At 36.6% G+C, this 12,193-nt stretch carries 11 protein-coding genes; 1 reads left to right on the forward strand and 10 read right to left on the reverse strand.

Annotation, left to right across the window (positions count from 1 at the left end; all coding sequences use genetic code 11):
• The first annotated feature begins 29 nt into the window (after window positions 1-29).
• Window positions 30-473 carry a peptide-methionine (R)-S-oxide reductase MsrB gene (msrB, locus tag C8N46_RS09795; protein WP_108114717.1) on the forward strand — a complete coding sequence of 148 codons (444 nt, stop codon included), beginning with the start codon at window positions 30-32 and terminating at the stop codon, window positions 471-473.
• Between the two features lie 413 nt (window positions 474-886).
• Here msrB and C8N46_RS09800 read toward each other — a convergent pair whose 3' ends face one another.
• The 10 genes from C8N46_RS09800 to C8N46_RS09845 all read right to left on the reverse strand — a co-directional run bounded on the left by C8N46_RS09800 (window position 887) and on the right by C8N46_RS09845 (window position 12,193).
• On the reverse strand, window positions 887-1,891 hold the full coding sequence (locus C8N46_RS09800) for a glycosyltransferase family 4 protein (RefSeq protein WP_108114718.1): 1,005 nt from the start codon (window positions 1,889-1,891) through the stop codon (window positions 887-889).
• Window positions 1,888-2,568, reverse strand: coding sequence for a class I SAM-dependent methyltransferase (locus tag C8N46_RS09805; RefSeq protein WP_108114719.1), 681 nt, complete (start codon window positions 2,566-2,568; stop codon window positions 1,888-1,890). The genes C8N46_RS09800 and C8N46_RS09805 overlap by 4 nt, the downstream gene beginning before the upstream one ends.
• Window positions 2,569-2,577: 9 nt before the next feature.
• On the reverse strand, window positions 2,578-3,546 hold the full coding sequence (locus C8N46_RS09810; protein ID WP_146169787.1) for a glucosamine inositolphosphorylceramide transferase family protein: 969 nt from the start codon (window positions 3,544-3,546) through the stop codon (window positions 2,578-2,580).
• A gap of 120 nt (window positions 3,547-3,666) precedes the next feature.
• A complete protein-coding gene (locus tag C8N46_RS09815) occupies window positions 3,667-5,265 on the reverse strand; it encodes a hypothetical protein (RefSeq protein WP_108114721.1) in 1,599 nt (532 codons plus the stop codon).
• On the reverse strand, window positions 5,265-6,218 hold the full coding sequence (locus tag C8N46_RS09820) for a glycosyltransferase family 2 protein (protein WP_108114722.1): 954 nt from the start codon (window positions 6,216-6,218) through the stop codon (window positions 5,265-5,267). The genes C8N46_RS09815 and C8N46_RS09820 overlap by 1 nt, the downstream gene beginning before the upstream one ends.
• Window positions 6,215-7,531 (reverse strand): O-antigen ligase family protein, encoded by a 1,317-nt coding sequence (locus C8N46_RS09825; protein ID WP_108114723.1) that lies wholly within the window; start codon window positions 7,529-7,531, stop codon window positions 6,215-6,217. The genes C8N46_RS09820 and C8N46_RS09825 overlap by 4 nt, the downstream gene beginning before the upstream one ends.
• The gene (locus tag C8N46_RS09830) at window positions 7,531-8,598 is read right to left on the reverse strand and encodes a glycosyltransferase (protein WP_108114724.1); all 1,068 of its coding nucleotides are present in this window, start codon (window positions 8,596-8,598) and stop codon (window positions 7,531-7,533) included. Before C8N46_RS09830 ends, C8N46_RS09825 begins: the two co-directional genes overlap by 1 nt.
• 403 nt (window positions 8,599-9,001) lie before the next feature.
• Window positions 9,002-10,051, reverse strand: coding sequence for an exostosin domain-containing protein (locus tag C8N46_RS09835; protein ID WP_108114725.1), 1,050 nt, complete (start codon window positions 10,049-10,051; stop codon window positions 9,002-9,004).
• Window positions 10,051-11,166, reverse strand: a complete 1,116-nt coding sequence (locus C8N46_RS09840; RefSeq protein ID WP_108114726.1) for a glycosyltransferase family 4 protein — start codon at window positions 11,164-11,166, stop codon at window positions 10,051-10,053. The genes C8N46_RS09835 and C8N46_RS09840 overlap by 1 nt, the downstream gene beginning before the upstream one ends.
• Window positions 11,167-11,191: 25 nt before the next feature.
• Window positions 11,192-12,193, reverse strand: coding sequence for a glycosyltransferase family 2 protein (locus C8N46_RS09845; RefSeq protein WP_108114727.1), 1,002 nt, complete (start codon window positions 12,191-12,193; stop codon window positions 11,192-11,194).

Genomic DNA, 12,193 nt, shown 5'->3' on the forward strand with positions numbered 1-12,193 from the left:
TAAATTCCTATCTTTGTAAAAAAAGAAATATGCTTACTTGGAAAGATATTATCCACTATGCCACACACGGCAATAAAGAACCAGATACACGCGTAGAAAAAACGGAAGCGGAATGGAAAGCGCAATTGACGCCTGAGCAATATTACATTACACGTCAACGAGGAACGGAACGTCCTTTTTCAGGTGAACATTGCAGTCGCTATGATCCTGGAGTTTACAGTTGTGTTTGTTGTAAAACACCGCTCTTCGATTCCAATTTAAAGTTTGATTCCAGTAGCGGATGGCCTAGTTTTACAGAACCTGTAAAGGATAATGTCATCAATTATATCAAAGATAGTTCGCACGGAATGGTACGTGTAGAAGTTACATGTAGTACTTGTGACGCACATTTGGGACATGTATTTCCTGATGGACCGCCACCAAGTGGATTGCGTTTTTGTATCAATTCGGAGTCACTCGTATTGGAAGAATAGATTTTTAGACTCGCTTCGCTTTTGGACCGCTGTCGCTTTTAGAGCCTAGAACGCTTTGCTTTTAGATTTTAGACTTTTTCTGTTCATCGCTACGCTCAATTCAAAGATTTAAAAATTTAAGGATTCAAGGCTTTTATTTTTCACAACTTGTCATTCCTGCGTAGGCAGGAATCTATTAAAAGGCAAATCATGTTTAAAAGTACTTCTCGATACAAATTTGCTCCATTTCGACAAGCTCAATAAGCAGCAAATCCACTCGAAGTGACGGTTTTTTTAATGTGCAAATTTGATAATTTGAAAATGTACCAATGGTTTACTTTAACTTGAAATTGAAACTGAACTTGAAACTCATAACTGCTAGGAAACCACATTTTCAAATCAACCAATTTTCAAATTAGCAAATTGACACATTGTTACATTAACAACATTTTCCACTGCTCCTTCACCACTTCCCAATCAAAAGTTGCTGCTTTTTTACGAGCGTTTTGGGATAGTTTTTGTGCTTTTTCGGGAGAATTGATTAAACTTTCAATCGCAGTTATCATTTCTTCTTTTGAATTCGGATTGACTAGGATTCCGGTTTCTTCATGATTGATTAAAAACGGAATTCCTCCAACATTGGTAGAAACAATCGGCATTCCTAGTGCCATTGCTTCGATGAGACTTACAGGTGTATTGTCGAAATTGGTCGTATTGATAAAAATATCATATTCTTTAGAAAGTGTAATCCATTCGTGTTTTGACAGTTTTCCTGTGAATTTTACGGCAACATCTAATTCTTTTGCAAGTTGTTGTGTTTGCTCAAAAGAAGCATCTTTTCGCGGTCCAACCATGCACAATGAAGCTTTGATTCCTTTTTGTTTTAAACCGTACAACACTTCTACAGCCAATGTCGGATTGTAAATTTCGGCAAACGAACGTACCCAAAGTAGTTTTGCGTCAACGCTTTTACGTTCTGTAAACGGATATTCAGAAAGCTCAATATTATTGGGAATATGCGTCACATTGGTGTATCCGTAACGCTCAAAAACCGTTTTTAGAAACAACGAAGGTGAAACGTTTGCATGCGCATTTTTAAAAATCACATCACTTTTTGCTTTGCTATTTTTGAGTCGCGCTTCCAAATTTCCGCCATGTAGAATTGGAATGTATTTCAATTTCAACCAAATACACAATTTACTCACATAGTACGCGTATAAAAAATTGGTCGTGCTGTAGGTGTCAATCAGTACGTAATTGAGCTTTTTTCGGTGTTTAAAAACCGTCCAAAGCATGTGCATTAAGCGTATGATTTTGTTTTTTTTGTTGGAAGTTAGAGTAACGTCAAAACCTTCTTTTTGGAGTAATTTCCCCAACGTTTCAATGGTTGTTGCGGTTTTTCCGTGACCAGAAATGATATTTCCAACATAGACAATCATGCTTTTTTATGCGCTACAAAAACGTCAAATAATGGTAAAATTGGTAGAATTTTTGCTAAACTTTTCACTTCGTAGGTTTCACTCACAATTTTACGAATTGATTGAATTTCAGAATCGTGGTAATCGCCTGTAAAATCTTGTCCCGCCAACTTACGCCCGATTTTATACAAGAAATTTTCTGTTGGTCCAGAAATAATCACTTCTCCTCCATCTTTTAGTAGACTTCTGAATTTACCCATATATTTTCGCAATTGCTCGTCGTTCATGTGTTCCAAAACGTCTAGCGCAATCACCGCATCAAAACTGTTTTCTTCTAAATCTTTATCAAACAAATCGCCTTCCATAAAGGTAATCGAATCTGGATAGTTGATGTTTTCTTTCAGCAAATGCACAGGACGCAAATCCAAATCCAAACCAACGACTTCGTGTGAGTTTGTCGCCAATTCATACGACATTACGCCTGTCCCACAGCCAAAATCCAACACTTTTAATGATTTTTTATTTTTTTGGTGAATATAATTTGCCACAACTTTTAATCGTTTCCAAAAAATGTGGTCAATTACGGGATTTTTATGTGCGTACGCTGGTAAAGCCGCTTCTGATAATACTTCGTCTGTTCCTTGTGCTTTGAGTCGTTTTACGATTTCTGTTTTAAAAAGCTTTTTTGTTGCCTTCATGATGTTTTGTTAAAAGTTGTTGCTTAGGCTAAACGTAATGTTCTCTTTTCCATATCCATAACCGTCAAAAATAGCTTTAAAACTGCCATCTTTAAGTAAATGAATATCAATGTGATGCATTCCGTTTTTTGCCCAAGTATCTCCTTGATTTTTAAGAATTGGGTTATTTTTTAGTGATGTTTCTTTGTAATCTGTTTTTGAAATGGAATCGATGGAAAAACCATAGACAGCGCGACCGTACCCGCCAAAATGATCTTGCGCAAAGCGAATCCATTGTCCGTCATACGTCAAAATTCTTCCCGCAGAGCGTGTATAATTTCCACTCAATATTGGTGATTTTGGATGTTCTGTCCATTCACCGTGTAAACTATCTGCGATGTACAAACGTAATTCTTTGTCTTCCGTAGCAAACAAATACGAAACATCGTCTTTTTCAAAATAGGTTGCGTCTACCAAGCGTTTGTCATTGATGAGTATTTTATCTACTTCCCAACCGAATGGAAAGTTCGTGGTTTTGTACAATCGCACTTGACTGTGACGCTTGGTTTCAGGAATCATGTACGTAACACTATCTTTTTCAAAAACCATTGGATAGGACAAGTGCACTGTTTCATCTAGCGCAATTCCGAGGTATTTCCATGTGCCATTTTCTTCTACTGCAACGCCAATATCGGCATGTGTTTCGCCCATGATTTCAAAAAAAGCATACCATTTTCCGTCTTTTTCGTGTAAAAACGGATCAGCCATGAGTACTTTTTCAGGAATTTCATTGGATTCTCGATTAAAAACCTTCGCTTCAGACACATTCCACTGTAGTGGATTTTGACTAATTCCCGTCGCAATTGAATAATAGGCGCCTGTTATTTTTCGTCCAAAAAACGGCACAGGTTTTTTCATCACATAACAATACCCGATATATCCCGAAAAGAGAAATCCGAGGATGAATAGTATGATTGCTATTTTTTTTATGATTTTCAAGTTCAATTTTATTTTTCTGTCATTCCTGCGTAGGCAGGAATCCACAAAGTCCAAGTATTTTCAAATTGGATTCCGCATCAAGTGCGGAATGACAACGATAAAAATACTATTCCCTAATACCTAATGCCTAATTCCCGTATCATACAATCGCCATTTGCCTTTTTTATAGAGCAATTCAAAATCTGGTAAATCTATATAAATTAATACATATTCCACACCATAATCACGTAAAAATTGGTTTGACGCTTTGCGCGATAGTTTGTTGTAATTTTGATAGTCTTGATACCATTGTATATAGCGCTTCGGATTTCCTTCAATGAGCATATTGGCGCCTTTACTGTCTAACACTACAGAACGTTGTCCGCCTGAACGACCAATGTCTGGCGCAAATAAAATAGCATCTTTTGGAGTATTTTCTCGAATATAGAGTAAAACATCGTTTAAATCGTCACTTTCGTTCCCGTTTACAATGCTTCCAACCGATAAAGAATTTGGCAATACACGTCGAATGATATCATTTGATACGAATGGAATTTTGTCAAATTCATTGTGTTTTGCAACTACTAAGAGTAACAAATAAAAACCAACCGCGTACGGAAATAGTTTTTGAATATTTTTTTCTCGTACTAACATCATCAATCCAAAAGCAATGGCAAAGTAAAAGGCGAGAATCAATAGTTTTTGCATGCGCACTAACTGAAACGACATGCGAATATTGAGGTCAAAGACTGAATTTGCTGCCAATTCTACAAAGGTTGCTAAGTTTGGTAGTATGAATAGTAACGCGCTGAGAATTAGCAAATATTTCACTCGCAATTTGTCTTGAGCAGTTCCTTTTAAATAAGCATACACGATACACGCAAAAACTACTGAGAAATAGGAACCATATTTTAAAGTGAGCCATTCTTTCCAAAAGGTTGTTGGTTCCGTTATAAAACTTGGATATTTGAGTGCTAAGGCTTCTTTGTACAACGCTACATCATAATCTGCAGTTACCGAAACATTCGCCATATAATTGATGAAAAACGGCAGCATTCCAACAAAAATGATTCCTAAAAGGATTAGATTTTGCAGACTAACTATTGCTTTGAGTTGTTTCTTATTGAAATACGAATGTATTGCGATGTAACCGATAAAGAGCAAAATACCACTCAATCCTGTGATTGGATGAAAATTAAAGATCAATCCGACTAAAAATGCCGCTAGATATAGTTTTCGTTTGTTGCTAAAGTTAATTAACAAAAAAGGCAAAGGCATCATCGCATAATACACGACGCGTGGCAATAGTGACCATAAATCGGAAATTCCCCAATATTCAAAGCCTGGAACCCACACTATACCGCGCATAAAGACAGACACAAAGAAGGCTATCCAGAAGTTGTTGGTAATTTTAAACAATAAAAAATACCATAACAAACCAAATAGAATGTGACAGATAAACGTCAAAATGTTTAACGCTTGCACATAGTTTCCATCGGTGAAATTGGCAAAAAAGCGTAAGGTTTCAATGTAAAAAGGCGTGTAATATTTTACGTTGTCCAAATCATTTGCAAAAGTATCATGCGGAAACAAACTCGGATCGTCCATTTTGAGACACACTGGAATGATGTTGTGCAAATCGGAACTCAAATGTGTTTCGTTCGCATCCAAATTCCCCAAATAATAGCCAAAAGCAATGCAAACATTTAGCAAAATGACGATTAGGTGTTTGCTGTTCATCACACAGATTTTGGAGCTTTTAGAATGTCAAATTGGATGGCTTGCAGCAATAACTGAAACCCGAGAATCAACGAAACCGTAATGAGCATGATGGTTCCTGTTGGTGTGAGTTCGCCAATATTGTAGTAGTATATCCAGTTGTAAATTCCGAAAATAACTCCGAAGAGAAACATTGGCAATCCGAATAATAAATAAATAGACGCAATGTTAAAATCGTACACAAAATAACTTTTGATGATGCGTTTCCAAAAGGTTTTGGTCAGTTTTGGAATGAAAATAAACGGAATTTTCCAGACTTTCATACTCGATTTTTCATCGCCATAATTGGCGGGCATTGGTACGTCTTTGATTCTAGCTTCATGAAAATACAATTCTGCAATGAGCGATGATTCAAAGAAATAATCGCGGTGAATGTTTTTAAAGTTGAGTTTCTTTAGCAAATCTACTCTCACCGCAAAAAAACCATTTGTCGGATCAAAATTATTCCAATAGCCAGAAGCTGCTTTGACTAAAAACGACAAGCCCAAATTGCCCACTTTTCGAACAAACGGCATTTGTCGCAAGGCTTTAAAGTCTTTGAAACGATTTCCTTTGGCGTATTCTGCTTTTTCTTCTAATAATGGTTGCAGTAATTCGGGAATGTATTTGCTGTCCATTTGATCGTCCGCATCTACTTTGATGACGAAATCAAGTTCCAATTCGATGGCTTTTTTAAAACCATTTTTTGTGGCACCACCAACACCTGAGTTTTTTTCGTTGCGAACAATCACAATTTTTTCACCCAATTCAGCTTGCGCAATCAGACTTTCAGGAATTGGTTCTTTGCCGCAATCGTCCACAATAATGACTTTATCAATAAATTCAGGCAACTTTCGCACTACATTTTCAATGTGTTTTGCGGCGTTGTAGTACGGAATGACGACTCCTACAGTATGTTCAGCAACGTTTGTCATGTTTTTTTATAATATCGAGGGCTTACTAAAATGGCTGTTGCAAATAAAAACAGGCCCAATATAGCAAAAACAGGTCGGTAAACATACAATTGTTCGCCAAATAATAAGGTGACCATTGTTGCCAACACCAATCCTTTTAATACAATTCCCAGTTGTGTAAAGTTTGTAAATTCTAAGCTAAAGTAACTCGTCAACCATCGCACATAAAAGAACAATCCCACCAAACCAACTTCATTAATTAGCGTTAAATAGATGTTATGCGCCGAATTTCCTACCAAAATAAAGTTGTTAAAGCCAGAACCAAACGGCACAACATATACGTTTGTTAATAAATAATCGATATACATGAGCGAGAGGTTTTTCCGCCCTGAACCCAAATCTTCATACAATTGGTCTACGTTTCCTTGTGTAATTAGTGAAGGATCGGATATTTTGCTAAATACACGTCCGTTGATGACATTTTCTATCATGGTGAAGATTTCTGAATTGTACATCGAAACAATTAAAAATCCTGCGCCAAGCATGACGGACATGTAAATAAATTTTCCCGTTGAGCGGAAAAAGAAATATACCAAAAACACCAATAAACCCACGTAACTCGTTCGTGAACCGCTCAAACCTAACGCAATTACAGCAAAGAGAATTCCCGCTAACAACATCAACTTGTTAACTCGTAATTCCTTCTGAATAAAAACACCGATAAACGTTATCAGCGAAATGTACATGACCATTCCCAGCACAATTTTATTCGGTCCTAAAATACCCGAAAGAAAACCTCCATAGGCTTTTCTGTCCAAATCGCTCCACAAGTACGGAATGACTCCAAAATGCTGTAAAAGCACGACCATCGCGGCAACAATCACCATGATAATGTGTAAATACACAAATTGTTTTAGCACTTTTCCGCGTCGCATTAAAATTAAAAAGAAGACAAACGAAAAGTAAAAAATCAGAAAGTGATACATAAACAAAGTTGTTCGTAAAATCCACGTCAAGCGTCCGTTTAGGTAACTGATGAAAAAGGTGAAAATCATCATGAACATGCACCAACGTATGAATGTCCACAAATAATACAGGTACTTTTTTTGGTTGATAAACCACAGAAGTACCATACGATGTTGGTAAAATTGATACAAAACCACCACGCCTACAAAATCATACAAACGCAATTCGTTATTTCCTGTAATGCTGTAATTGAACACCGCCACATTGTAGAAATACGAAATCAGAATCACGAACAACGTCAACTTTAGGAAACCAGATTTCCCAAGTATTGTTAGTTGTTTTTCCATGTATTCTGTGCGTGTTGCCATTAGATTTCGTTGTAAAAACTCAGCAGTTGTTGTATGATTGCTTTTTGCGAAAAATGTTTTTGTACGTGTGTGTGTAATTGTTCCGCTTTCGCGAGACGTTCCTGTTGATTATCTATTAAAAGCTGGAGTTTCTCTGCAAATACCTGTTCGTTTTTCGCAGGAACAAGATAGCCTTTCGTTTCGTCAGAAACAACTCTGTGACATTCGCCGACATCGGTAGCGAGAACGGCAAGCTTGTGCAATCCATACTCTAACAATGCAATTGGCAACCCTTCTGATTTTGATGACAATACACCAATGTCACACTGATTCAAAATGTTTGAAACATCTTCCCGACTTCCATATACAAACACAGAATCCTCCAATTGATGATCGTGAATAAACAATTTTAGCTGACGCGAATAGTCATCTTCAAAATCTTTTCCTACCAAATGCAGCGTCCAACCGTTTTTAGCAACCGTTTCAAACGCAAGTAATAGATTAAAATGATCTTTCTGTGGACGTAGATTTGCCAAACACACCATCCGTTTTCCATCAGTTCCTTGTAGTTTTGTTTGTGCCTTTACGGTTTCACTCTTTACAGGGAAATTCGACAAATAGATAACTTTTGAAACGGACAACTTCTTCTCTGCCCATTTTTTTAACTGTTGATTTACCGAAATAACGCCATTCATGGCGTATGAAGCAATTTTTAACATCAACGATTTTCGTTCAGCCAAAAACTCACTATTTCCATAATGATCATGCCAAATCATTTTAAATTTCGGATAGATTAATTTTGTCAAAAACACAATAAAAAAAGACGTTGCATGCGCATGTACAATATCAATTTCGTTTTCTTTGATGTACTTTTTTAATCGTTTTATTGCACCAAAATCTAAGGTTCGTTTGCGTTCTAAAAATAAATAACCAACATCTTCCGACACCTGATTTTTCAACATGCCTTCCTTCCGCGTTGCGCATAAAAACGAAGCGTCCACTTCACTCACCAACGCATTCGCATACGTAACCGCCAGCTTTTCCGCGCCGCCAGTTTCGAGTGTGTCTATGATTTGAAGGGTTTTCATTTTTTTTTGGTGTTGGGTGTTGGGTTTTAGGTTTTAGGTGTTAGGTTACTTTTTTATTATTGTCTATTCGTTTATTTGTTACTCATCACTCTTAACTCTTAACTCTTAACTTATAACTAGTTGCTGGTTGCTGGTTAAAAGTACTTTTTCATTTTAAATTTTGCGGTTTTTTATTTTACATTTTTAACTTCGTTATTCGTCGATTTGTTTCAAACCGTGAGATCGAGTGAAATTTCGTGGAAATTTTGTATCGAGAACAGCTTTTAAATTCATGTATTTTTTACTTCATAGTACTTCTCGATATTTTTTTCCTTAATTTCGACAGGCTCAATGACAGGAAAAACACTCGAAGTGACGTCTGACTTCATTCAAAATTTACAATTCAACACTCAACATTCAACATTTATAATTCATCATTTTTAATCAAATCGTGGATTCTTGCGAAAAAACTGGTGAGTGTTAAATAGTCTTCCCAGAGTTTCCGATTGGCTTTTTGGATTTCTTCAAATGTTTGTTGAGTCATATTTTGGTGAAATTCTAACAATCGCTGCTCCATTTCGTGTTCTTTTCCTTGCGGAATTCGGATACAATGTTGCGTCCAATCGATGATTCCTTCTAGCGGAAGCAAACAATCGGTATCAATCAACACCGGAATTCGTCCCATAGCTATGGTTTGATAGAATCGAACTGAAAAATTTCCTGCACCACGCAAATTAAAAATATAATCGGAATCGTTCATATTTTCATAAAACTCATACGTTGTTTTATCTACAGAACGATTTGTCCGAACACCTGCACGATAACGCTCACGATACACAATATTCGTTTCTATTTCAGGATGTTTTTCCAGACGTTTTAGATATTTGTAACGCATAAATGGCGCGGCAAACCATTGTTGTGGCTCCAACAAACTTTTTCCCAAACGAAATTTTAGGTTTCTGTAGATAATCAATCCTATATCTTTCGCGGCTTTGAGTAAATTTGGCGTTGCCTGACCTACAAATCCAATCACAGGTTTGGCTGTTTTTACACGAATTTGATGCTCTTTTTTGTCAATATAATGCTCCAACGGATCTTTGAAAAACGCAGGAAACGAAATCTGATTTTTAAGTTTTTTACTCTTGTAACCACTATTTCGAAACACATACACGTCTTTGTTGGTCGGCGTTACACCTTGATCTCCCGAAATATACGTTAACACTTTTAATTGTTTGTCGTGACATTCGTCGATGAACCGTTCAGCTTCTTGCTGTAAATTATGTTTTAAATAAAAATTCCAAGAAAATGGCAAAAACGCAACTTCGGCATTGTCAATGGAATCAACCAATTGATAATACTTTTTGACTTCCGTAAATTCGTTTCGCTCGTCAAACAACAACGCATAAATCAGCGGAAACTTCTCTCCTTTCGGATGTTTCTCAATGAATTGCTTATCTGTATATACGTGTAACATCAGAGCAAGGATTTGATTTCGGTTTCAAATGTATCTAATGTGTACATTCGACTCCATTCTACGGCTTTTTTTACTTTTTCTTGATATAAATCTTCTGATTGTAATACCTTTTCAATTTCTGCAACAGCGCTTTCTACCGTCGGTTCAATTAAAATTCCACGATTTCCTTCGTCTAACATGTACGGAACGCATGAAATTTTAGTCACAATTGGCAAACTTCCCCAAAACATGGCTTCTGCGACTACTTTTGGCCAACCTTCTGATTTAGACGGTAACATCATAAAATGAGCCGTTTTATGTACTTCTTTTACGGTTTCGGCTGTGACATTTCCATGTAAAATCACATGTTTTTCTAGTTGATGTTGCTTGATGTAATTTTCTAGTTCTTGTCGTTTTACACCATCACCAAACACATCCAATTGCACATTATAGTTGCGTTTGATGAGTTCTTCAATAATTTGAATTGTAAGCAACGGACGTTTTCCGGGCGACAACGAACCGACAAAACTAAAGCGAATTGTATCTTTAAAAGTACGTTTTACAACAGCTTCTTTATCACTATCTCTATACGTAGCCGTAAAAAATGGTTTGATATTTTTCGTTTGCTGTTTCCAGTCGCCATACACCAAAACGTTCATATTTTTGGTAAGAAAGGTGTTGGAGAGTATCTTTTTTTGCAAGCGGTAACTTAGTGGTTGTTTGCTATTTGGATCCCAATTCCCAGCATATTTAGCTGTTTTTGTCTTTTTTGGGAAGAAAATTTGCGCCACACAACCTATCAATCCGATGTTTCCTGGACAACGCAAGTGAATGTGATCGGCTTTTCGCATGGCAGCAACGATTTTAAAAAAGATGATTGGCAACACCAAAAGCGTTTGTAAGCTTGACTTCAAACTCAACAAATTAAACGCGGGAATCTTCTTGAAATCAATCATATCATGTTGATACGCGCTATCAATCGGACGAATTTCTTTATCGGTTAACAACGGCGCTACAATTGTTACCGTATCCACATATTGTAACCACAAGTTCATTTCCTTCACATACGGCGCGTACGCAAAGTATGCCGAATCTTTTTCAGCATGTAAAACGTGTGTGATGATTAGGAAATTCATATTAATTTATAGCTTTTAAGCTGTACTAATTTTTTATTTTAGGTTTCTGAAACCATAACGAAAACCAGGCGAAAAATCGTCCTGATGCTTCTGTAAAAGCCTCCTTTTTTTTAGATTGGGTAAATATATTTGTAAATCTGAGAAACGCCAAAAACAGCGTCGTAAGATTCCATTGTATTCTTGCTTTTAGCGAAGGTTTTGGATATTTTACACGCCACACATACCATCCATTCTTTACGACCATTTTTCCATATTGATACTGATTTGGACGTCCAGCCACATCGTGATGATGCTCTAATTTTGCAGTTGTATTTACGTATAGTTTTCCAAATTTGGAAACTCTCAGTGTAAAATCAGCATCTTCATACAATCCGTAGCCTTCAAAATACGTGGCGAATTTTGTTTTGTCCAAAACTTCCTTTTTAAACGAAGAAACCCCACCCATAAAGAGTTCTACGGGATAAATTTTATCCGTCGGCGGTAAAAAACTTACCGAACGACCATGTGCAAACGATGGTAAATAACACGGTTTGGTGTCGTCCAATAAACCTAGTTTTTTACGCAATCGGAAGCGTAACGGCTCTTTTCGGAACCATCCATCATACACGAAAGAAGTAGCAGAAGGTTTGGTGTTTTCTGTGATTTTCGTCCATGAAATTTCATTGGTTATATAACCGCCAACACCTAATGCGTTTGGATGAATTGTATAGGTTTCTAGTAGATTTTTAAAGTAATTTTTGTCTAAAATCGTGTCATCATCTAAGAAACAAACGATTTCACTGGTTTGAGAAACGTTTTTGATTCCAAAATTTCGTTGTTTGGTCAATCCGCGATTAGAATCATCTACTTTGAAATAATGTAAATTCTCGAACAAATTTTGCTTCAACATTTCCTTCGTTTCGTCATTTCGAGAACCATCTACAATCAAGATTTCATTTGGATACACTATTTGCTTTGTAACCGATTGCAATAGTGTTTGCAAGGGTTTTGGACGCATGTATGTACAAATGATGAGTGTAAATTTCAT

The organism is Kordia periserrulae (genome assembly GCF_003054265.1).
Lineage (GTDB): Bacteria > Bacteroidota > Bacteroidia > Flavobacteriales > Flavobacteriaceae > Kordia > Kordia periserrulae.

What these genes read in the sequence shown, in the direction of transcription:
- C8N46_RS09820 (WP_108114722.1), bottom strand. Translation starts at nt 6,218, where the DNA reads ATGACAAACGTTGCTGAACATACTGTAGGAGTCGTCATTCCGTACTAC.
- C8N46_RS09845 (WP_108114727.1), bottom strand. Translation starts at nt 12,193, where the DNA reads ATGAAATTTACACTCATCATTTGTACATACATGCGTCCAAAACCCTTG.
- C8N46_RS09805 (WP_108114719.1), bottom strand. Translation starts at nt 2,568, where the DNA reads ATGAAGGCAACAAAAAAGCTTTTTAAAACAGAAATCGTAAAACGACTC.
- C8N46_RS09830 (WP_108114724.1), bottom strand. Translation starts at nt 8,598, where the DNA reads ATGAAAACCCTTCAAATCATAGACACACTCGAAACTGGCGGCGCGGAA.
- C8N46_RS09835 (WP_108114725.1), bottom strand. Translation starts at nt 10,051, where the DNA reads ATGTTACACGTATATACAGATAAGCAATTCATTGAGAAACATCCGAAA.
- msrB (WP_108114717.1), top strand. Translation starts at nt 30, where the DNA reads ATGCTTACTTGGAAAGATATTATCCACTATGCCACACACGGCAATAAA.
- C8N46_RS09815 (WP_108114721.1), bottom strand. Translation starts at nt 5,265, where the DNA reads ATGAACAGCAAACACCTAATCGTCATTTTGCTAAATGTTTGCATTGCT.
- C8N46_RS09840 (WP_108114726.1), bottom strand. Translation starts at nt 11,166, where the DNA reads ATGAATTTCCTAATCATCACACACGTTTTACATGCTGAAAAAGATTCG.
- C8N46_RS09825 (WP_108114723.1), bottom strand. Translation starts at nt 7,531, where the DNA reads ATGGCAACACGCACAGAATACATGGAAAAACAACTAACAATACTTGGG.
- C8N46_RS09800 (WP_108114718.1), bottom strand. Translation starts at nt 1,891, where the DNA reads ATGATTGTCTATGTTGGAAATATCATTTCTGGTCACGGAAAAACCGCA.